Origin of the sequence: Achromobacter sp. UBA2119, from assembly GCF_002331005.1 — a bacterium.
GTDB lineage: Bacteria > Pseudomonadota > Gammaproteobacteria > Burkholderiales > Burkholderiaceae_B > Achromobacter > Achromobacter animicus.
Genome location: NZ_DCYD01000015.1, coordinates 469,319 through 490,253, shown reverse-complemented (window position 1 = coordinate 490,253; position 20,935 = coordinate 469,319). Strand labels below are relative to the sequence as shown.

At 67.0% G+C, this 20,935-nt stretch carries 22 protein-coding genes; 10 read left to right on the top strand and 12 right to left on the bottom strand.

Features of this window, described 5'->3' with window-relative positions; genetic code table 11:
- Positions 1 to 74: 74 nt before the first annotated feature.
- The 7 genes from B3098_RS16700 to B3098_RS16670 form a co-directional block, all read right to left on the bottom strand.
- Entirely contained in the window at positions 75 to 860 is a 786-nt protein-coding gene (locus B3098_RS16700) for a heme ABC transporter ATP-binding protein (RefSeq protein ID WP_414631289.1), read from the bottom strand.
- Positions 860 to 1,822: a FecCD family ABC transporter permease gene (locus B3098_RS16695; protein ID WP_414631294.1), complete on the bottom strand. Its 963-nt coding sequence runs from the start codon at positions 1,820 to 1,822 to the stop codon at positions 860 to 862. The genes B3098_RS16700 and B3098_RS16695 overlap by 1 nt, the downstream gene beginning before the upstream one ends.
- Before the next feature lie 34 nt (positions 1,823 to 1,856).
- A complete protein-coding gene (locus B3098_RS16690) occupies positions 1,857 to 2,687 on the bottom strand; it encodes a heme/hemin ABC transporter substrate-binding protein (protein ID WP_286897855.1) in 831 nt (276 codons plus the stop codon).
- A gap of 21 nt (positions 2,688 to 2,708) precedes the next feature.
- On the bottom strand, positions 2,709 to 3,755 hold the full coding sequence (locus B3098_RS16685; protein WP_286897853.1) for a hemin-degrading factor: 1,047 nt from the start codon (positions 3,753 to 3,755) through the stop codon (positions 2,709 to 2,711).
- Positions 3,756 to 3,837: 82 nt separating this feature from the next.
- Positions 3,838 to 6,462, bottom strand: coding sequence for a TonB-dependent receptor (locus tag B3098_RS16680; protein WP_414631288.1), 2,625 nt, complete (start codon positions 6,460 to 6,462; stop codon positions 3,838 to 3,840).
- A gap of 160 nt (positions 6,463 to 6,622) precedes the next feature.
- The gene (locus B3098_RS16675) at positions 6,623 to 7,615 is read right to left on the bottom strand and encodes a FecR domain-containing protein (protein WP_414631287.1); all 993 of its coding nucleotides are present in this window, start codon (positions 7,613 to 7,615) and stop codon (positions 6,623 to 6,625) included.
- Complete coding sequence (locus B3098_RS16670) at positions 7,612 to 8,121, bottom strand: sigma-70 family RNA polymerase sigma factor (protein WP_175124461.1); 510 nt, start codon at positions 8,119 to 8,121, stop codon at positions 7,612 to 7,614. Before B3098_RS16670 ends, B3098_RS16675 begins: the two co-directional genes overlap by 4 nt.
- Before the next feature lie 170 nt (positions 8,122 to 8,291).
- Here B3098_RS16670 and B3098_RS16665 point away from each other — a divergent pair, with 170 nt between their 5' ends.
- The 4 genes from B3098_RS16665 to B3098_RS16650 all read left to right on the top strand — a co-directional run bounded on the left by B3098_RS16665 (position 8,292) and on the right by B3098_RS16650 (position 11,029).
- Entirely contained in the window at positions 8,292 to 8,759 is a 468-nt protein-coding gene (locus tag B3098_RS16665) for a CopD family protein (RefSeq protein WP_286897849.1), read from the top strand.
- Between the two features lie 145 nt (positions 8,760 to 8,904).
- Complete coding sequence (locus B3098_RS16660) at positions 8,905 to 9,759, top strand: hypothetical protein (protein ID WP_286897847.1); 855 nt, start codon at positions 8,905 to 8,907, stop codon at positions 9,757 to 9,759.
- Positions 9,760 to 9,853: 94 nt separating this feature from the next.
- On the top strand, positions 9,854 to 10,543 hold the full coding sequence (locus tag B3098_RS16655) for a helix-turn-helix transcriptional regulator (RefSeq protein ID WP_286897846.1): 690 nt from the start codon (positions 9,854 to 9,856) through the stop codon (positions 10,541 to 10,543).
- 69 nt (positions 10,544 to 10,612) lie between these two features.
- Positions 10,613 to 11,029, top strand: a complete 417-nt coding sequence (locus B3098_RS16650; RefSeq protein WP_175124455.1) for a VOC family protein — start codon at positions 10,613 to 10,615, stop codon at positions 11,027 to 11,029.
- A 42-nt stretch (positions 11,030 to 11,071) separates the two neighbouring features.
- Here the strand turns inward: B3098_RS16650 and B3098_RS16645 are convergent, their stop codons facing one another.
- Positions 11,072 to 12,475: an amino acid permease gene (locus tag B3098_RS16645; protein ID WP_175186322.1), complete on the bottom strand. Its 1,404-nt coding sequence runs from the start codon at positions 12,473 to 12,475 to the stop codon at positions 11,072 to 11,074.
- Between the two features lie 75 nt (positions 12,476 to 12,550).
- A complete protein-coding gene (kynU, locus tag B3098_RS16640; protein ID WP_286897843.1) occupies positions 12,551 to 13,801 on the bottom strand; it encodes a kynureninase in 1,251 nt (416 codons plus the stop codon).
- A 137-nt stretch (positions 13,802 to 13,938) separates the two neighbouring features.
- On the opposite strand from kynU, the gene B3098_RS16635 reads away from it, so the two are divergent.
- Positions 13,939 to 14,412 (top strand): Lrp/AsnC family transcriptional regulator, encoded by a 474-nt coding sequence (locus B3098_RS16635; RefSeq protein ID WP_175124452.1) that lies wholly within the window; start codon positions 13,939 to 13,941, stop codon positions 14,410 to 14,412.
- 33 nt (positions 14,413 to 14,445) lie between these two features.
- Here the strand turns inward: B3098_RS16635 and trhA are convergent, their stop codons facing one another.
- Positions 14,446 to 15,075: a PAQR family membrane homeostasis protein TrhA gene (gene trhA, locus B3098_RS16630; RefSeq protein WP_286897840.1), complete on the bottom strand. Its 630-nt coding sequence runs from the start codon at positions 15,073 to 15,075 to the stop codon at positions 14,446 to 14,448.
- 75 nt (positions 15,076 to 15,150) lie between these two features.
- Positions 15,151 to 16,194, bottom strand: coding sequence for a P1 family peptidase (locus B3098_RS16625; protein WP_414631293.1), 1,044 nt, complete (start codon positions 16,192 to 16,194; stop codon positions 15,151 to 15,153).
- Positions 16,195 to 16,468: 274 nt separating this feature from the next.
- Here B3098_RS16625 and B3098_RS16620 point away from each other — a divergent pair, with 274 nt between their 5' ends.
- The 3 genes from B3098_RS16620 to B3098_RS16610 all read left to right on the top strand — a co-directional run bounded on the left by B3098_RS16620 (position 16,469) and on the right by B3098_RS16610 (position 18,765).
- The gene (locus tag B3098_RS16620; protein ID WP_286897837.1) at positions 16,469 to 17,251 is read left to right on the top strand and encodes an amino acid ABC transporter substrate-binding protein; all 783 of its coding nucleotides are present in this window, start codon (positions 16,469 to 16,471) and stop codon (positions 17,249 to 17,251) included.
- Positions 17,252 to 17,335: 84 nt separating this feature from the next.
- Positions 17,336 to 18,016, top strand: a complete 681-nt coding sequence (locus tag B3098_RS16615; RefSeq protein WP_056327000.1) for an ABC transporter permease subunit — start codon at positions 17,336 to 17,338, stop codon at positions 18,014 to 18,016.
- Positions 18,013 to 18,765 (top strand): amino acid ABC transporter ATP-binding protein, encoded by a 753-nt coding sequence (locus tag B3098_RS16610; protein WP_218343061.1) that lies wholly within the window; start codon positions 18,013 to 18,015, stop codon positions 18,763 to 18,765. The genes B3098_RS16615 and B3098_RS16610 overlap by 4 nt, the downstream gene beginning before the upstream one ends.
- A 123-nt stretch (positions 18,766 to 18,888) precedes the next feature.
- On the opposite strand, the gene B3098_RS16605 is transcribed toward B3098_RS16610, so the two are convergent.
- Positions 18,889 to 19,557 carry a peptidoglycan DD-metalloendopeptidase family protein gene (locus tag B3098_RS16605; RefSeq protein WP_279970947.1) on the bottom strand — a complete coding sequence of 223 codons (669 nt, stop codon included), beginning with the start codon at positions 19,555 to 19,557 and terminating at the stop codon, positions 18,889 to 18,891.
- A 198-nt stretch (positions 19,558 to 19,755) separates the two neighbouring features.
- On the opposite strand from B3098_RS16605, the gene B3098_RS16600 reads away from it, so the two are divergent.
- Positions 19,756 to 20,181: a DUF2946 domain-containing protein gene (locus B3098_RS16600; RefSeq protein WP_286897834.1), complete on the top strand. Its 426-nt coding sequence runs from the start codon at positions 19,756 to 19,758 to the stop codon at positions 20,179 to 20,181.
- A gap of 105 nt (positions 20,182 to 20,286) precedes the next feature.
- The gene (locus tag B3098_RS16595; RefSeq protein WP_286897832.1) at positions 20,287 to 20,922 is read left to right on the top strand and encodes an SCO family protein; all 636 of its coding nucleotides are present in this window, start codon (positions 20,287 to 20,289) and stop codon (positions 20,920 to 20,922) included.
- Positions 20,923 to 20,935 lie beyond the last annotated feature (13 nt).

Sequence of the window (20,935 nt, the reverse complement as noted above, 5' to 3'; positions counted from 1 at the left end):
ACGGGGTCCTGTGAAAATTGGCGGGAAAGTGCAATGCCCGCCATTTTACCGGCCCCGCGTCCGGCGTCACGCCGTCATGTCGTGACCACCAGCAGGCGCTCGGGCTGCAAGGGATGCGGCATGACATGGGCGTCGATACCGTAGGCCAGGAACAGGTTCTTCGGCGTCAGCACCTCGGCCGGCGTGCCCGACGCGATGGCCCGGCCGCCGCACAGCAGGAGCAAGCGGTCGCACCAGCGCGCCGCCAGGTTCATGTCGTGCAGGATCACCAGTACGCCGGTATCGCCGTCATGGGCAAGGCCCGCCGCGACGCGCAAGAGGCCGCCCTGGTGCTTGGGGTCCAGACTGGCGGTGGGTTCGTCCAGCAGCAGATAGCGCGGCTCACCCTGCGCCCGGGCCGCCTTGCACTGCACCAGCACGCGCGCAAATTGCACGCGCTGCTGCTCGCCCCCGGACAGCTCGGGATAGCGGCGCGCATTCAGATGCGACACGTCGGCCCAGCCCAGCGCCTGATCCACCAGCGTGTCCACCTGCGCGGGCGACAGTTCGGGAAACGGGTACGCCCCCATTGCCACCACGTCACGCACGTCCAGGTCGAAGCTCAACCCGGGCTTTTGCGGCAGCACGGCACGCAGGCGGGCCTGTTGGCGATGCGCCAATTGCTGCACGTCGGCATCGCCCAGGCGGACCGAGCCGGCTTCCGGCGCCAATTCGGCGGACATCGCGCCCAGCAGCGTCGACTTGCCCGCGCCGTTCGCGCCCAAAAGGCCGACCACTTCGCCGGGCCGCACCGCCAACGACACCTTGTCCAGAATGCGGTTGCCGCCCCGCGTCAATACGAGATCGTCGGCTGCAAGCATCAACCGTGCCTCCGGCCGCGCGCCAGCAGCCACAAGAAAAAGGGTCCGCCCACCAGACTGGTCACCAGCCCGATTGGCAGCTCGGCCGGCACGACGGCGACACGCGACAGCCAGTCGGCCAGCGTCAGCGCCAGCGCCCCGCCCAGCACGCAGGCCGGCAGCAGCCAGCGGTGATTCGCGCCCAGCGTCATGCGCACCAGATGCGGCACCACCAGGCCGACAAAGCCGATACCGCCCGTCGCGGCAACCAGCGGCCCAACGATCAGCGCGCACGCCAGCACCAGCTGCGCGCGCACGCGCTTGAGCGCGTAACCCAGGTGCTGCGCTTCGCGCTCGCCCAACAGCAGGGCATTCATGACGCGCCACTGGCGCATCAGCCACCAGGACATCAGCAGCACCCACGGGCCCAGGAACGCCAGCAACGTCCACTTGGCGCCGGCCAGGCTGCCCATGGTCCAGAACGTGAGGTCGCGCAACTGCGCGTCATTGGCCACGAATGTGAACAGGCCGATCATGGCGCCCGCCACCGCGTTGATGGCGATGCCCGCGAGCAGCAGCCCCGCCATGCCGGGCACGCGCCGGCCCAGCGCGTATGCGCAGAAGGTGGCAAGCAGGCTGCCGGCGAACGCGGCCGGCGCCAGCACCCAGAAGCCGCCCGAGGTCAGCACGATGGCGGCCACCGCGCCCAGCGAGCCGCCCGCCGAAATGCCGATAAGGCCGGGCTCGGCCAACGGATTGCGAAACAGCGCCTGCATCGCCGCACCGGATATGGCCAGCGCGGCGCCCGCCACCATCGCAAACAACACCCGGGGCAGCCGGATGTCGATCAGGACGTTGCGCCACAGCGCATCGCCCGGCGCGGGGTCGCCAAACAGCAGCGTGGGCATGTCGCGCAACGGAATCTGGACCGCGCCGCTGCTGCTGGCGGCCAGCGCCACCAGCGCCAGCACGGCGCCCAGCACTGCCAGCGCCAGCGGCGCGGAGACGCGCTTTGCGCTAGCGCCCCATGACACCGGCCGCCTCCCGCTTGAGTTCGGTCAGCGCCAACGGCAGGCGCGGGCCCATGCCCAAGAGGAGCAGGTCGTCCATGACGATGACGCGCTTGTGCGCGGCGGCGGGCGTGGAAGCCAGGCCCGGCAGCGCCAGCAGCTTGTCCACGCCGCCGGAAGCTTCGAGCGAAGTGCGCGTCACCACGATGACGTCGGGCGCCAGCGCGCTGACCGCTTCGGCCGAGAGCGGCTTGTAGCTCTGCTGGTCCTTGAGCACATTGGCCAACCCCGCCATCGTCATGACTTCGTTGGCCGCCGTGCCGCCGCCCGCGCCTTGCAGCGTGCCGGTGCGGTTCATCACCAGGATGGCGCGCGCGCCAGTGCCCGGAATCGCCTCGACCGCCTTCAGGTCGCGAGTGATCTCGGTCACCAGCGCTTCACCCGCCGGGGCCACGTCCAGCGCCTCGGCGATGTTGCGGATGCGCGCTTTCAGCGAATCCACCGACGGGGCGTCCGGCACGGTGACGATGCGCACGCCGACGTCGCCCAGCCGCTTGAGCGCGTCCGGCGGACCGGCCTGCTCGGACGCCAGCACCAGATCCGGCTTGAGCGCCAGCACGCCTTCCACCGGCACCGCACGGTAATAGCCGACGCGCGGCAGCTTGGTCGCGGCCTCCGGGTACAGGCTGGAGAGATCGTCTCCCACCAGCTTGCCGCCCTGCCCGAGCTGATACACGATCTCGGTCACGGTGCCGCCCAAGGTCACCACCCGTTCGGGCGGCGCCGCCTGCGCGCCTGCCGCCAACAACCAGGCCGCCACTGCCAACCATTTCTTCATCGCTCTCGTTTCCTTATGCGCTCAAGCGGCCAGCGGCGCGCTGCACAGGCTGACCATCAGGTCGCGCCATTGCGGGATTTCCCGCTGACCGGGTTTGCGTTCACCGAAGAACTGCACGATCAGGTCGCCCGTGCTGGCGTACACCTCCAGCGAGGTGACCCAGCCGTCGGTCGTCGGCTTGTTGACCACCCAGGCCGACGCGATGGCCGTGGTGTCCAGGTGCAGGTTGAACTTGGGATCCAGCACGTTGAACCACGGGCCGGTGCGGCGCAGCGACTGCACCGGACCGGAGTGGATCTGGATCATGCCGCGGTTGCCCACGAAGCACATGATGCGCAGGCCCGCTTCGGCCGCCGATTGCAGCATGCGCTCCACGGCGTCGGCAGGCACCGGCTGCGCCAGGTCTTCGCCGGCCGCCGTCAGGGCCGCCAGGCGCGACACCTTGAACTTGCGCAGCAGCGGGAAGAACTCGTGCGTGTCCTTCATGCCCAGCCACGCTTCGCGCCAGGCGGAAGCGTCCTCGACCTGCTCGGCGTCGGCGGACGGCGCGTAGGCTTGGGCCACGGGCCATTGCGACTCGCCCGCGAAGCGCGCAACCAATGCATCCCACGCGGCAGCGTCCGTGCCGTCAGTGCGGTAGACCTTGTGCACCGCAACGCCCGCGCCGTCGAAGAACTGCAGACTCTGGCGGCCATCCTGCTCGACCGCCCAGGCCGACTTCCAGGCGGTGAAGAACACGCGCAGGTCGATGTCCGGTCCCAGCACCAGACCTACCGGACCGTCGGCCTGGATGTCCTGATACACGCCATGGCGCTCGTGCACACACCAGTCGTTGCGCGTCAGCGCCATCACTTCGCCCAGCGTGCCCAGTTCGTGGAAGATCTCTTGCGGCGTGCCACGCAGCGCCGTCGCCTTCACGCCGCCACAGCCCGCGGCCACCCACTCGGCCTCGGACACGCCCAACGCTTGGGCCAGATTGCGGGCGCGCAGCCCGGGTTGCGACGCCGCCAGCGCCTCATTGCGGGCACGCAGTTCTTCAGCGCGGGTCGAGAAATCATTATTCGTCATCGTAGGCCCTCCGGCCGGTGCAAAAAAACACTGCAGAAAACCGCCGCCGGTCCGGTCGCGCCGAATGGGCGGCGGACCGAACTCAATATTGATATGTCAGTGAGACGCGCACGCTGCGTCCCGGTTCCGTGTACCAATCCACCGCACGCGGGATCGCGGTGGCGCCCGCGGTCGGCACGTTGATGGCCTCCCAGTACTTCTTGTCGAACAGGTTGAACACGCCCGCCTGCACCTGCAAGCCCTTCACCGCAGCCGGACGCCAGTAGCCCATCAGGTCCACCACGCCATAGCCCGGCGCCTTGAAGTCGGGATTGGGCGCGTCGGGCGACGCATCGGGATACTCGACCTTGTTGCGCTGCATGGCCGTGGTGAGCATGGCGTCCACGCCCCACACGTCGCGGCCATACCCGACGCCCAGTATCGCCTTGAGCGGCGCGACGGAGTTCAGGTACTGCCCCGTGCCCTCGTCCTTGCCCACCGCCCAAGCCAGCGAGCCCCACGTGCGCCAACCCGGCGCAAACTTCCAGTGCGCGCTGGCCTCGGCGCCGTAGATGCGGACCTTGGCGCGGTTGACGTTGCCCGTCACGCCCAGCGGATACTGCCCCGCCCAACCCAGCTGCCACTGCGGCGAATTGGGATTCAGCGGCACATCGCCATCGATAAAGTTCTGATAACGATTATCAAAGAACGATACCGCACCGCCGAGGTCGTCGGTACCGAGCTTGGCGCCCAGTTCCCAGCCCTTGCTGGTTTCGGGTTTCAGGTACGGGTTGCCCACGCGCAGATAGGTGCCGGGGCCGCCGTAGTTGGTGTAGAGCTGCGTGGCGCTGGGCGCCTTGAAGCCGTAGGCGTATTGCGCATAGAGGCTGAGCTGCTCGGCCGCCCGCCACGTGCCCAGCAGCTTGGGCGAGAAGCGGCTGCCGCTGTTGCTGGGCGGCAGCGCGGCCGCGTTGGGGTTGCTTTCATAGCCGGCGGTGGACTGCGGCCGTTGCTCGTAGTGGTCGTAGCGCAAGGCCGGCGCCAGCGTGTATTTGCCATCGGCAAAGCTGAACTCGTCCTGCACCCACAGCGCCCACTGATTGCCCTTGGACTGCGGCACGTCGGCCTGGTTGGTGTGCAGCATGTCGCACGCGCGCGGGCCGAACGGCGCGAGCGTGCCGGGTCGGATCACCGGGCAGTTGTCGTAGCCGCTGGAATTCTGCTCGGTCTTGTTGCCGTACCACTCGCCGCCGAACGACCACAGCTGGGACACCGACGCGCCCGCGATGCGCTTGGTGAACTCCGTGCTGGCGCCGAAGAGCGTCTGCTGGATCGAATTGCTGCGGCCGTAGGGACCGTTGGGAAAGCCGTAGCGGAACGGATCGCCCGGCCTGATGAACGCGCGCGCATCGACGCCCCGGATGCCGTCCAGCGAATTGTCCAGTCGCACGCGCTGCCAATACACAACGGCGTGTGCGGTGTCGACCAGGCTGCCCGAGTCCGGCGCCGTGTACGTGTAGTCGAACGACACGCGCTCGCGCTCGGTTTCCTTGCGGGTGCTGTTTTCGCCGATGAGGTAGCTGGTGCCGGGGCCCTGCTCCCACTTGTTGTCGATGTCGGCATTGCGCTTGAAGTATTCGCCCGTCAGGCCGAACACATGCGCGCCGTCCACGCGCTGCTGCAGCTTCATGAGGAAGCTGCGCTGATCGTAGTCTTCGGGGCTGGGCTTGCTGCGCTTGGCGCCGTACCCGCCGGCGTCGCCGCGGTTGTCCAGTTCGTGGCCGTTGCGCACGCCGGCCTGCACCAGCCAGAACGTATTGCTGTGGATCTGGCCCGCCAGCGCGGCGTTGGCGCCCCAGCTGTTGTCGGCGGAGTCGTAATCGGTCTTGGCCAGCGCGCCAAAGGTCTTGCCGCCGCCCAGCAGATCCGCCGGATTCAGGGTGTGCAGGTCGGCGATGCCCGAAATCGCGCCCGAGCCGCCGCCCGTGGCGTCCGCGCCGCGCACAATGTCCAGGCGCGACAGGCTGTTGAAGTCCACCGCTTCCAGGCCGCCCTTCACGCCGCGCGCGCCGTCGTCCAGCCACGGCAGGCGGATGCCGTCCACCCGCGTCAGCACACGGTCCTGGTCCAGGCCCCGGATGTTGATGCTGTTGGTCGTGCGATTGAAATTCACGCCCGGTTCCGCGCGCCGGCTCAGGTCGGTCCAGTTGCGGATCTGCAGATCGTCCAGGCGGCGGCGATCGGTGCTGGTTTCCCAGGCCGGCGTGACGACGGCCGCTTCGCCGTCGATCTGCACCGGCGCAAGCTGCGTCACGCTGCCCTGCGGCAACGCCTGCAGCACGAAGACGCCCGCGCTGCGTTCCTGCACGCCCAGCCCGCTGCCCGCCAGAAGACGCGCGAACCCTTCATGCACGGAGTACGCCCCCTGCAGTCCGGCGGTGCGGCGCCGGCCCACCAGCGCCGCATCGAACAGCACCGTCACGCCGGCGCTGTCCGCAAAACGCGGCAGCGCGTCCGCCAGCGATCCCGCCGGGATGCTGTAGCCGCGCGCCCCGGCCTGCGTCACCGCGGCGCCTTGCGCCTGCGCGGCGGAGGCCGGCAGCATCGCGGCGGATGCAGCGGTCAGGGCCAGCGCCGCATGCACGGCAGCGGTAAGACGGGTCAGCCGGCATTGCGCGCCTCGGGCTGCTCGGGAGCCGCTTGCGCGGCCGGCGGGGTAGTAAGCCATGGTCGTCCTTTGGATCCAACAGGTATCGGCATCCGTGTGCCTATACAGACCATGACCCGCGTGAAATCAAAACCGGACAGCATTTTCAAAAATATTTTCAGCGCGCCGGAAAAAGGCGGGGCAACGCCGTGAACGTGATCCGCCATGCCGACCCCGCGCCTCACGCCGAGGTGTCGCGAGGCACGATCGTTACCCAATACGGCGTGCGGTAGCGCACCTGCACGGGCAAGGTGGCGGGCAGCGCCGCCAGCACCGCGTCCGTGTCGTGCAACTGGAAGGCGCCGGAGATGCGCAGGTGCGCGATCTCCGGCGCGCAGCGCAGGATGCCCTGCCGGTAGCGGCCAAGCTCGGCCGCGAAGGTGTCCAGCCGCAGTGCGCTGGCGTACAGCACGCCGCGCAGCCAGTCGCTGGCATGCGGATCGGCGGGCGTCGCGGGGCCGGCGCCATCGGGCGACAGGCTGCGCTGCTCGCCGGCCGCCACGTCCACGTAGCGCCCCGGCTGTCCGGCGCTGCTGACGCGCACGCGCCCTTCCTGCACGCTGAGCTGGCAACGCCCGCTCTCCTCGCGCACACAGAAGCGCGAGGCCTGCGCCTCGATATCGCCCAGCCGCGTCCGCACGATGAAGGGACGCGGATGGCTGGCGGGGTCCGCCACCGCATGGACGGCGATCTCGCCGGCGCGCAGGCGCAAGAGGCGCGTCGCGTCGTCGAACAGCACGTCGACGGCGCTGGAGGTATTCAGGTGCAGCGTCGAGCCGTCGGCCAGGATCACGTCGCGCCGCTCGCCGGCGGCGCTCCGGTAATCGGCGCTCCAGTCCAGGGGATCGGCCCGCCAGGCAGCCCAGCCGACCGGCGCGGCCACAATCAGGGCAACCAGCGTCTTGAGCGTGGCGCGGCGGCTCTTGAGGTCCGGTCGATTCAGCGTTGCCATGCCCAGCGCCGACGGAATGAGGCCGAAGCGCGCATTCACGCGCTGCGCCCGCTGCCAGGCATGTTCGTGCTCGGCCTTGCTGGCGCGCCATTGGTCGCAGGCATGGACGTCCGCGTCGGTAGCCCGGCCTGAGCTCAGCCGCATCAGCCACCGCGCAGCCTCGCGTGCGACGTTGCGCTCGACGGCGGGCAGCTCGGCTGCCGGTTCCGCTGGCGCGCTCACATCACCGCCATGATGCATTGCTCGTATCCCTTGGTGATGTAGCGGTGCACGGTGCGCAGCGACACGTTGAGCTTGTCTGCGATTTCGCCATGGCTCAGGCCTTCCAGTTGCGCCATCAGGAACGCCTGGCGGGCGGGCAGCGACAGGCCGGCCAGCATTTCTTCAATTTCCTGCAGCGTCTCCAGGATGATGAAGCGCTGTTCGGGGGAAGGAGCGAGCGCCTCGGGCATCAACGCCAACGCTTCCATGTAGGCCTGCTCGACCGATCGGCGGCGATGGTGGTTCAGCAGCAGGCGCTTGGCGATGGTGGTCAGGTACGCGCGCGGCTCGCGCAGCGCGTCCAGTTCGTGCCGGTGCCGCAGCACGCGCACGAAGGTGTCCTGCGCAAGATCGGCGGCATCGAAGCTGTTGCCCAGCTTGGCGCGCAGCCAGCCGTGCAGCCATCCGTGATGGGTGCGGTACAGCATGTTGACGGCGTCGCCCGAGGCGAGCACGGAATTCGGCACGGACGGCTCCCTGACTCACTAACTACAAAATTCATAACTACAAATAACAATCGTTCTCATTCTAAATGCAAAACCATGATCCTGGTCAAGTCCGCGCGTCGGGTTTGCGGAGATATCATCCGTACGACGTCCGCCGCCTCCCGCGGCGGCGCTTTCCACAGGCTGATCCCATGCTCTACGCCGTCCTGCAATTTCTCCACGTCATGGCCGTGATCCTCTGGGTGGGCGGCATGCTGTTCGCCCACTGTTTTCTGCGGCCGGCGGCCGCGAAACTGGATCCGCCGGTGCGGTTGCCGCTCTTGGCCTCGGTGCTGGGCCCCTTTCTGAATGCCGTGCTGGCGGCCATCGTGCTGATTCTCGTGACCGGCGCCTGGATGATCGGCTCGTCGGCCAGCCAGGCCGCGCAGACGGGCGGCTCGTTCTTCATGCCCCGCAACTGGACGCTGATGGCCAGCGGCGGCATCGTCATGGTGGCGATCTTCGGCCACATCCGGTTCGCGCTGTTCAAGCGGCTGGCCGCTGCCGTGGCGGCGTCCGACTGGCCCAGGGGCGGCCAGGCGATGGCCGGCATCCGGCGCTGGGTCGGTGTGAACCTGCTGCTCGGCATCGCCATCGTGGCGGTCATGTTCCTGGGCTAGCGAATGACTGGCTCCCGCCAGGACCAATCGGATAAACGCCGGTTGGTATCGGAAATCTTGGCCTTGATGCAATACGGCGTACATCCGCGCTGGCCACACTGCGGATGACTCTCGCGGGTCACGTCCACGACAACCGGGAAATCCCATGATCAAACGTGCATTGCATCTGGCCCTCTTCGGCCTGTTCACCGCCGGCGCCGCCCAGGCCGCCGCCATCGACAACAGCGCTATCGGCCAGCCCGAGTTCCGCGCGCACAAGGCCACCTACGGCGTGGTCTACCGCCTGCCGGCAGACGTGAACGCCGTGCTCGACGCCAAGATCACCGGCGTCCTCAAGGAAGATCTGATCAAACTCGGCCTGAAGACCGAAGCCGACACGCCCAACCTGCCGCACGTCACCGTGGTCCACATCCACAACGCCGATCCGCAGACGCCCGCGCGCATGCTGAAAGCGTTGCCCAAACCGCCGGCGCCGCTGCGCGTCACGCTCAAGACCTTCTATCCGACCGAGGCCGCCAAGGGCGCGGGCCATCCGTGGTGGCTGGACCTGGGTGTGGTCAAAAGCGGCCAGGGCTTCGAGGACATGATGCGCTACAACACCGTGGCCACCGCCGCCCTCGCCCCGCTGCGCGACGGCCCGCTGCCGCGCGTGACCGGCCCGGTCTACGCCAAGATGGGAGATGCCGGCAAGGAACTGGTCAAGACGCTGGGCGTGAGCGGCGTGAACGTCATGCAGGACGGCAAGGAAGTGCGCGCGCACAACCCGCACACCACGCTGGTCTACAGCATGACGCCGTACGACGCGCGGCTGCAGGACGCCATGAAGGCGGAATCCGACAAGTTCAACGCCGTGCTGCCCGAGGGCATCGAGACGACCTTCAAGGACGTGTCCATTGTTGAGATCGGCTTTGCAGGCAATGTCGTGCGCGAGATCTACCGCGTCAGTCTGGAAGACGGGTCGGTGCTGGACGTGGCGTCGGGCAAGCCGGCCGCCAAGTAAGACTGCGGATCCGGGGCTCAAATCCCGGGCAGGACATTCGCCGCCTGCTGCCAATCCATGGCAGTATTGCGCCGTCTGCCCTTCCCCCGCCCCCATGTCCCGCACCGAACGCCTCCTGGAGCTGCTCCAGACCCTGCGCCGCCACCGCCTGCCCGTCAGCGGCCATCGGCTTGCGGCCGAGATGGGCATCAGCCTGCGCACGCTGTATCGCGACATCGCCACGCTGCAATGCCAGGGCGCGGAAATCGAGGGAGAACCGGGCGTGGGCTATGTGTTGCGGCCCGGCTTCATGCTGCCGCCGTTGATGTTCAGCACCGAAGAAATCGAGGCGCTGGTGCTGGGCACGCGCTGGGTGGCCCGCCGCTCGGACGAACGCCTGGGGCTGGCCGCGCGCAATGCGCTGGCCAAGATCGGTGCGGTGCTGCCGCAGGAACTGCGCGACGAGCTTGACGCCATTCCGCTGCTGGTTGCCCCCAGCGCCGTGGCCGTCACGGACCGCGTCGACGTGGCGCTGATCCGCCAGGCCATCCGCGGCGAACAGAAGCTGGAAATCACGTATCGCGATGACAAGGGATCCGATTCCAGCCGCGTCATCTGGCCGTTCGCGCTGGGCTTTTTCGACAGCGTGCGGCTGGTGATGGCCTGGTGCGAATTGCGCGGTGACTTCCGCCATTTCCGCACCGACCGCATCGCCACGCTGGCTATCGGCGCCAGGTATCCCAAACGACGGCACATCCTGCTCAAGGCGTGGCGCGCGCTGGATCACGAGGCGCGCAAGGACTGATGTTCACTACTGCCAAAAACTGACAGTACCTCTGCCTATCATGAGCGCATCCAACCCCCGGAGCGCATCATGTCAGACACCAATTTCGTCATTCTGTATGTGGAAAAGCCGCAGGCCAGCGCCGCGTTCTACAGCGCGCTGCTGCAGCGCCCGCCCATCGAATCGTCGCCCACGTTTGCGCTGTTTGCGCTGGACTCAGGGCTGATGCTGGGCTTGTGGTCGCGCTACACGGTGGCGCCGGCAGCCGCCGGACGCGGCGGAGCGTCCGAACTGGCGTTCACGGTGGCCGATGCCGATGCGGTCAACCAGCGTCACGTGGACTGGAGCCTGCGCGGCCTGCCCATCCTGCAGGCGCCGACCGACATGGATTTCGGCCGCACCTTTGTGGCGCTCGACCCCGACGGCCATCGACTGCGCGTGTTCGCCCCGGCCCCCGCGCCGGCGCCAGCCGCGCCCCGCACCGAGCGCGCCGTCGCGGCCGTCTGATGACAAACGGCCGCGCCGAAAAGCGCGGCCGTTGACGACCCATCACGCACGCTGCCGCGTATTCATGGCGACCGCTTCGCCGCGTTTCTTGAACAGCAGGTAGTACGCCGCGGCGAGCAGCACCAGGAACGGCACGCCAAACACCAGCGTCAGCTTGAAGACGCTGGTGAAGTACGTGGTCACCAGAATCGCCAGCATTGCCCCCGCGCCCAGCAGCGTCAGCACCGGAAATCCCGGCATGCGGAACGACAGCTTTGCGCCGCCTTCGCGGACCCAGCGGCGGCGGAAGAAATAGTGCGTGACGAAGATCATCATCCAGGTAAAGAGCGCGCCGAACATCGAGATGGCCATCATCAGCGTGAAGGCCGTTTCGGGGTACAGCACGTTCAGCACTGTGGCGATGGCGATGCCGCTGGTCGACAGCAACAGCGCGTTCAGCGGCGTGCCGTTGCTGGACAGCCGGCCCAACGCCGACGGCGCATGGCCCGCGCGCGACAGGCTGAACATCATGCGCGTGGTGATGTAGAGCTGGCTGTTCATGGCCGACAGCGCGGCCACCAGGACGATGAAGTTGATGACACCTGCCGCGCCCGGAATATCAAGCACCTCCATCACCTGCACGAAGGGGCTGCCGCCCTTGCCGGCATCATCCCACGGCACGATGGCCAGGATGAGCGCCAGTGTCAGCAGGTAGAACACGACAAGCCGGACAATGGTGGCGCGAAACGCCTGCTTGACCGCGCGTTCCGGATCCTCGGCTTCACCGGCTGCCACGGCGATCATCTCGACGCTCAGGTAACTGAAGATCGAGATCACGACCGCGATCCACATGCCCCACACGCCGTTCGGAAAGAACCCGCCATGCGCGGTGTAGTTCGCGGTGCCGTACTGCGGGTTGCCCCAGACCACATAGGCGCCCAGGATGATGAAGCCGATGATGGCGCTGATCTTGATGGTCGAGAACCAGTATTCGATCGTGCCGAAGGCCTTGACGCTCAGGGCGTTGATGAGGATGAGCGCCGCGGAAAAGATGCACACCCATAACCATCCGGGCACGCCGGGAAACCAGAAAGCCATGTATTTGGCCACCGCCGTGACTTCCGTGCCCACGGCCAGCACCACGCAGGACCAATACGCATAGCGCACCAGAAAGCCCGCGAGCGGGCCGATGTAGTGTTCGGCATAGGCGCCGAACGAGCCGGACGTGGAATGCGCGACCGTCATTTCGGCCAGGCAGGCCATGAGCAGCAGCGTGATCACGCCGCCGATGGCATAGCTGATGAGCACGCTGGGCCCGGCAAAGCCGATGGCGAATTTACTGCCCAGGAACAGGCCCGTGCCGATGGCTCCGCCGATGGCAATCATGCTCATCTGGCCGGACGTCAGCCGGCGCTTGAGCCCCTGTTCGCGTTCGGCAATCTGGCCGAACCCTTTCTGTTGTTGCATTGTCTCCTCCTGTACTGCGCATTTTTGTGTGATGTACGGCCCGCGAGGCCGGCGCGACGAGGCCTGATACCGGAATCAGGTCACGGCGGAACGCTGCTTGAACTCGGGCTTGTCCCACGCGCGGGTATCCAGCACGTCCTTCAGGATGTCGACCGCGTCCCAGACGTCGGCGTAGCCGAAATACAGCGGCGTCAGGCCGAAACGCAGGACCTCGGGTTCACGGTAATCGCCGATCACGCCACGTGCGATCAGGGCTTGCATGACTTCGAAGCCGTTGGGATGGCGGAAGCTGACGTGGCTGCCGCGATCGGCGTGCGTGCGCGGCGTCACCAGCGTCAGCGGATGGCCGGCGCAACGCGATTCGACCAGTTCAATGAACAGGTCGCTCAGCGCCAGCGACTTCTTGCGCACTTCGTCCATGCCGGCGGCATGCGCGACATCGAGGCCGCATTCGACCATCGACAGCGACACGATGGGCTGCGTTCCGCACAGGTAGCGGCGGATGCCGCCCGCGGGCTCGTAGGCCACGGCCATGTCGAACGGGCGGCTGTGGCCCCACCAGCCGGACAGCGGCTGCCAGAAATCCTTGGTGTGACGCGGGGCCACCCAGATGAACGCGGGCGAACCGGGGCCGCCGTTCAGATACTTGTAGGTGCAGCCCACGGCGAAGTCGGCATTGGCGCCATTCAGGTCGACGGGCACTGCTCCCGCGGCGTGCGCCAGATCCCAGATGGCCAGCGCGCCGTGTTCGTGCGCCTGCGCCGTGACGGCGGCCATGTCGTGCATCTGGCCGCTGCGGTAATTGACGTGGGACAGCAGCATGACGGCAACGGAGTCGTCCAGCGCCTTGTCCAGCGGCAGGTCGTCGTCGATCAGGCGCATTTCGTAGCCCTGCTGCAGCAGGTCGATCATGCCCTGGATCATGTAGAGGTCGGTGGGGAAGTTGTCGCGCTCGGACAGGATGACGCGGCGCGCGGGGTGCTTGTGCTGCTGGATGCGCAGCGCGGCGGCCAGCGCCTTGAAGATGTTGAGCGACGTGGTGTCGGTGACGACCAGCTCGCCCTCGCGAGCGCCCAGCAGGCGGCCCAGCTTGTCGCCCAAGCGCGCAGGCAGATCGAACCAGCCCGCGGTGTTCCAGCTGCGGATCAGGCCCGTGCCCCATTCTTCGGTGATGACCTGCGCGGCGCGGGCCGCGGCGGTCTTGGGCAGCACGCCCAGCGAATTGCCGTCTAGGTAGAGCACGCCGGGCGGCAGGTCGAATTGTTCTTTCACGTGGGCCAGGGGATCCTGGCGGTCGGCGTTGACGCAGGCTTCACGAGTGTTCATGTTCCATTCCTTCAGCAAATTTCCGGATACATGCTATCAGCGCAGTCAGTCCGAAAAATTGCAAATACCGTCGTGACTTACCCGCGTTTTCCGCATTAAATTGCATCCATCATCATTTTTTCGAACTGGATTGCGCCATGCAGATTGACGTCATAGACCAGCGCATTCTGGCCCGCCTGCAGGAAGACGGCCACCTCAGCAATCAGGACCTGGCGGAACAGGTGGCCCTGTCGCCCTCCGCCTGCCTGCGCCGTGTGCGCGCGCTGGAAGAAGCCGGGCTCATCCGCGGCTACCGTGCGCTGCTGGACGCCGAGAAGCTGGGCTTCGAGCTGGAGGCCATCGTGCATGTGTCGCTGGACCAGTCGCGCGCGGGATGGCACGAGGAGTTTCTGGCGGGCATCGCGCTGCACGACGAGATCACCGAGGCGGCCATCGTCACTGGCGCGTCCAACTACATCCTCACCGTGCGTACGCGCAACCTGTCGGCATTTTCGAATTTTGTCGAGGACAAGCTCAGCAAGATCCCGGGCGTGCGCGATCTCTGTTCGCATATCGTCATGCGCAAAGTGAAAGACCGTGAAGGCATGCTGCCGCTGGCGGCCTGGCGCTGAGGGGACCTCGCCGTCGGCGTGAAGCAAGGCGCGCTAGCTTGGCGCGTGCTCCAGAAAGCCGAAGACCGTCACGAAATGGCAGGCCGTGCCGCCCATGACGAACAGATGCCAGATGCCGTGCGCATGGCGCCAGCGTTTGTCGTTGGCATAGAACAGCGTCCCGATCGTGTAGATGGCGGCGCCCGCCAACAGCCACGTCAGCCCCGCCGTCGATAGCGCGCCCGCGATCGGCGCGGCAAAGGCCACACCCAGCCATCCCATCAGCAAATACAGCGGCAAGGCCGGCGGCGCGTTGCGCGCCCACCAGAGTTCGCGGCTGATGCCCACGAAGGCCAGCAGCCAGATCGCCACCCCCATCGCGGCGCCCCACCGATGATCCACGGGGCCGTACGCCAGCGGCGTGTACGTACCGGCTATCAGCAGATAGATCGCGCAGTGGTCCGCCTTGGCCCACATCGCCTTGCGGCGCCCTTGCGTGCAGTGGAACAGCGAAGACGACGCATACACCGCGATCATCGACGCCGCGAACACCGCGCAACTGACGATCTGCCGCGTGTCCACGCGCAGCTCGGCCGCGCGGGTGATCAAGGCGCCGGAAGCCAGCACCGCCAGCGCCAGCCCGGCCAGATGCGTCACGCCATTGAGTCGTTCGCCTTCCTGCATGTGCGCCCCCGCCCCGGCGTCGTGCCGGCGCCTGTCATCATGGCGGGCTTGTGTGACAGGCGCGGGTCAGCGGCATCACCCCACGAAATCCACCGCGGCCGGATAGCCGTCAATGGCGCGCGCGGCCAGGATCGCGCGCTGCACCGCGATCGCCATGACCTCGGCGGCCATGACACCCAGCAGCATCACGTTGGCGGATTTGCCCGACGCGCCCGTGCCCAGCGCGAAGATCGTGTCGCCGTCGAGCATGGTGTGGATGGGGTTGATCGTGCGCGCCAGGCCGTCGTGCGCCATGCCGGCGATCTTCTGGGCTTCGGCCTTGGTGATCCGCGCATCAGTGGCCACGGCGCCGATGGTGGTGGCCGCGCCCGCGCGCATTGACTTGGGCAGGTCGCCCGCCAGGATGGCCGCGCGCGTGTCGAACAGCATCTTGCCGTCTTCGGTGCGCGCGCCGGCCAGGATGCGCCCGGTGGCCGGGTCCAGCACATCGCCCACGGCATTGACCGCAACGATGGCGCCCACCGTCACGCCCGCCACCGTCAGCGACGCGCTGCCGATGCCGCCCTTCATGGCGCGCTTGGGGCCATACAGCTTGCCCACCGTCGCCCCCGCGCCCGCGCCCACGTTGCCTTCCTGCGGCGCGTCGGCGGTAGCCGACCGGCAGGCCTGGTAACCGGCGGCGGCATCGGGCCGCACCGACGCGTCGCCCACGCCCAGGTCGAACAACACCGCGCTTGGCACGATCGGCACGAAGGCCACGCCTACGTCAAAGCCGATCTTCTTTTCTTCCAGATAGCGCATCACGCCCGACGCCGCGTCCAGGCCGAACGCGCTGCCGCCTGTCAGCACTACCGCGTGCACCTTGTCGACCATGTTGATCGGGTTGAGCAGGTCGGTCTCGCGCGTACCGGGCGCCGCGCCGCGCACGTCCACGCCGCCCGTCGCGCCGGCCTCGGCAATGATGACCGTGCAACCGGTGGGCCGGCGCGTCTCGGTGTAATGCCCCACCCGCAAGCCCGCCACATCGGTGATGCTGCCGCCGCCCGGCATGGGCGCCGCGCCGCCAGAGGCCTGCGTGGGCATTGCCCCCGCCGCGGCAGCGCCCGCTGCCGCCACCATGAACGCACGCCTGTTCCATTGCTGTTCCACACCCGTCTCCGCCAACGTAACGCCAGAAGGATCCCGGACCGACTGCCCCGGGCTTTCGTGCCCCGGGCTTTCGTGCCCCGGGCTTTCGTGCCCCGGGCGTTCGGTAAAGCTATATGACTTGTAGCTATATTTTTACTATTCCATATGCTTTGTGGAAAAATAGGCCGGTTGTTAGAGTGCCGCTACGCCGGAGGGCATTGCAGGCCCACATGCTCTCCACAGTGATCATCCGTGGAGCATTGCCATGAAACTCTTCCGTACGCTGCTCATCGCCGGCCTCGTGCAGGTCGCCGCCCTGTCCGCCGCCCATGCCCAGTCCGAACTGGACCAGATCAAATCCGCGGGCGTCTTCAAGATCGGCACCGAAGGCACCTACGCGCCTTTCACCTTCCACGACGCATCGGGCAAGCTTACCGGCTTTGACGTGGACATTGGCCGCGCCATCGCCGAGCGCCTGGGCGTGAAGGCGCAATTCGTCGAAGGCAAGTGGGACGGCCTGATCGCCGGTCTGGACGCCAAGCGCTACGACGCCGTGATCAACCAGGTGGGCATTACGGATGCGCGCCGCGCCAAGTACGACTTCTCCGATCCCTACATCTCGTCCGCCGCCGTGCTGATCGTGCGCGACGACAACACCAGCATCAAGTCCTTTGCAGACCTGAAGGGCAAGAAGTCCGCCAACACGCTGACCAGCAACTTCGGCAAGCTGGCGCAGAACCACGGTGCGGAAGTGGTCGCCGTGCAGGGCTTCAATGAAGCCATCGACCTGCTGACCTCCGGCCGCGTCGAAGCCACCGTCAACGACAACCTGTCGTTCCTGGACTTCAAGAAGCAGAAGCCCAACGCCCGCGTCAAGATCGCGGCCACCGACAAGACGGCGGAATTCAGCAATTCGGGCGTCCTGATCCGCAAGAACAACCCCGAGCTGCAGGCCGCCATCAACAAGGCGCTGGCCGACATCAAGGCTGACGGCACGTACAAGACCATCTCGGTCAAGTACTTCGGCACGGACCTGTCCGCGCAATAAACCACTGGAGCGCCCATGACGCTGCCCCCCTGGCTGCACGCCGTCCTGCCCGACTGGCTGCTGGCAAAAATAGGTGAATGGTCGGTGCCGGCCTGGGTGCAGCTGATGGCGGACTCGTTCTGGCCGCTGCTGCACGCGGGGCTGGTCTTCACGGTTCCGCTGACGTTGATGTCGTTTGCGCTGGGGCTGGCGCTGGCGTTCGTGGTGGCGCTGATCCGGCTGTTCGGGCCCGCGCCGCTGGTGGCGGTGGTCCGCTTCTACGTCTGGCTCATCCGCGGCACGCCGCTGCTGGTGCAGCTGTTCGTGATCTTCTACGGCCTGCCCAGCGTGGGCATCGTGCTGGACCCGTTGCCCGCGGCGCTGATCGGCTTCACGCTGAACGTCGGCGCGTACAACTCCGAAGTGATCCGCGGCGCGATCGAATCGATTACCAAGGGTCAGTGGGAAGCCGCCTATTCGCTCAGCATGACGCGCGGCCAGGCGTTGCGCCGCACGATCCTGCCGCAGGCGGCCCGCGTGGCCGTGCCGCCGCTGTCCAATTCGTTCATCGCGCTGGTCAAGGACACGTCGCTCGCGGCGGTGCTGACGGTGCCGGAAATCTTCCAGGCCGCGCAGCGCATCGCGGCCGTCACGTATGAGCCGCTGATTCTCTATACGGAAGCGGCGCTGATCTACCTGGCGTTCAGTTCCGTCCTGTCCGCCGCGCAAGTGCGGCTGGAACGGCGCTTCGGCCAGCATGCGATGTTTAGCGAGAAGACCCGATGATCCGCCTTGAAAAGATCGAAAAGTCCTTCGGCGGCAATCCCGTGCTCAAGCAGGTGGATGTCCAGATCGACGAAGGCAGCGTCACGGCGTTGATCGGCCCGTCGGGCAGCGGCAAGAGCACGCTGCTGCGCTGCGTGAACCTGCTGGAAGTGCCGGATCGCGGACGGCTGGAGATCGGTCCGGAAACGGTCGACTTTGAACCCGGCCGCAAGCTGGCGCGCGAACAGGTCCAGGCGGTGCGCAAGCAGACCGGCATGGTGTTCCAGAACTTTCAGCTCTTTCCGCATCAGACCGTGATCGGCAATGTGATGGAAGGGTTGGTGACGGTACAGAAGTGGCCCGCCGACCGTGCACGCGCGCGGGCAGAGGAATTGCTGCGCAAGGTGGGGATGCTGGAAAAGGCGGAAGCCTGGCCGGCGAATCTGTCCGGCGGCCAGCAGCAGCGCGTGGCGATCGCCCGCGCGCTGGCGCCGGCGCCGCGGGTTCTGCTGTGCGACGAGCCGACCTCGGCGCTGGATCCGGGATTGGCGGCGGAAGTGGTGGATGTGCTGCGTCAGTTGGCCGCGGAAGGCATGACGATGCTGATGGCCACGCATGATCTGCGGCTGGCGGCCAGCGTGTCGCGGGAAGTGGTGTTTCTGCTGGATGGCGTGGTGGTGGAGGCCGGGGATTCGCGGTCGGTGTTCACGAATCCGAGTGATTCACGCACGGCGGCGTTTGTATCGACGCTGACGCAGGAAGCGCCGTAGATCCGGGTGTCTGACACCCGATGAAAGAACTCGGTGTCTGACACCCTCCGAGACGCTGCACCATGGTGTCAGACACCTGCCGCAAGTTGGAGACTGTTTTACTTGGCGCAAAGCCGCCGTCTGCTACTTTGGCGGCAGCGAGCCCGCCGGGTCGACCGCCTGACCGTCGTAGCGCAGTTCGAAATACAACCCGACCTGCTTGCTGTCGCTGTTGCCCATCTCGGCGATCTTCTGGCCCTGCGACACGCGTTGCCCTTCCTTGACCAGCAGCTTGCTGTTGTGCGCGTAGATGCTGAGGAAGCTGGCATTGTGCTTGACGATGACCAGATGCCCGTAGCCGCGCAAGCCGCTGCCCGAATACGCCACCGTGCCGGGCGCGGCGGACACGACGGGCGTGCCGGCGGAATTGCTGATGACGATGCCGTTTGAATGGGAACCGTCGTAGCCGCGCGTGACCTTGCCCTGCGCGGGCCAGACCAGCGAGATCGCGCCCGGCGGCGCCGTGCGCCGCTTGCCGGATGACGCGGTGGCGCGCGGCGCGGGTTTGGGTTTGGTGCTGGCCTTGCTGGGAGGCGAGGTGCGCGCCTGCCCGGCGGGCGGCTCGACCCGCAGCAGTTGGCCGACTTCGATCGAATTGGAGTTCGACAGCTTGTTCCACCGGACCAGGTTGCTGACGGTCGTGCCTTCCTTGCGCGCAATCTGGTACAGCGTGTCGCCCGACTGGACCCGGTAATAGCCCGGCTGGACCTTGGTCGTGCCGCAGGCGGTCAGCAACACCAGCAGCGCCACCATCAGCGCGCCCAGCCACAGACGGGAATATGAGCCCGCGCGTCCCGGCCCGGCGGACGGGTCGGCATTGGACAAACTGGCGGCGGACAAAGTCGAAACGGACAAGGAAAGCTCTGAAACCTGGGGCACGGGGTCGCGTGTCGGAAAGAAGTGCGTTCAAGGGTACCAAGAAATCGGGAACGCTTGGCATAGAATGCCTGCATGCCTTCGTCGACCCGCCTCCTGTGCACGCTGCGCGCCCTGCGCGCCGACGCCGTGCTTTGGCTGGCGATTCTGGCATTGACGCTGCGGGCGCTGGTGCCCGCTGGCTACATGCCGGACGCCCGCGCGCTGCACGATGGCCGGCTCGAGGTCACATTCTGCTCGGCGGCGGGCAACGTGTCGTCATTCACCGTGGCGCTGCCAGCCGATGACGGCGGCAAGGCCACGCACGACAGCGCCAACACCGGCGCGCAATGTCCCTTCGGCCTGCTTGTCCACGTCACGCCCGCCACCGCGCCGGCCATGACTCCGCTGCTGCTGACGGCCGCCGGACATCCTGTCTTCCCTCCTGCGCATCGCGCCCTGCCCGCGCAGCCCGCCCACGGTCCGCCGCTGGGTTCGCGCGCACCGCCACCGCTGGCATGACTTTGTCCAGGATCGTCCACGCCCCTTACTAATTAGTAAGGCGCTGCGGACGGCACTTGCCGCGCGGCCAGACCGCGTGGCCGACTCGTCAATCCAGAGGTTTCAATGAATTCCCTTTTTTCGCGCACGACCGCCGGCGTGACGCCCGCCGTCCCGGCATTGGGCGCTCCCGACCCGCGACGGCGCCTGCTGCTGTCGACGCTGGCGCTGCTGCCGCTGGCGGGCTGCGGTCCCGACGCCCCGCCGCTGCACGGTATGGACCTGTCCGGCATGACCACCGGCGATTTCCAGTTGCAGGACACCGACGGCAAAACCCGCACCCTGGCCGACTACCGCGGGCATCCAGTCATGCTGTTCTTCGGCTTCACCCAATGCCCGGACATCTGCCCGACGGCGCTGACCCGCGCCGTCGAGATCAAGACGCTGCTGGGCAAGGACGCCGACAAGCTGCGCGTTCTCTTCATTACCGTGGATCCCGAGCGCGACACGCCTGAGATCCTGCGCGCCTACACCCAGGCCTTCGATCCCGGCTTCGTCGGTCTGCGCGGCACGGCGGAACAGACCCGCGCCGCCGCCCAGGCCTTCAAGGTGTTCTACCAGAAGGTCCCGACCGGCTCGTCCTACACCATGGACCACACCGCGCTGACGTACCTCATCGACGCCGAAGGCAAGCTGCGCGTGGCGCTGCGCCATCAGCAGAGCGCGCAGGAATGCGCGCAAGACCTGCGCACCGTGCTCTGACCCAACAAAGGAA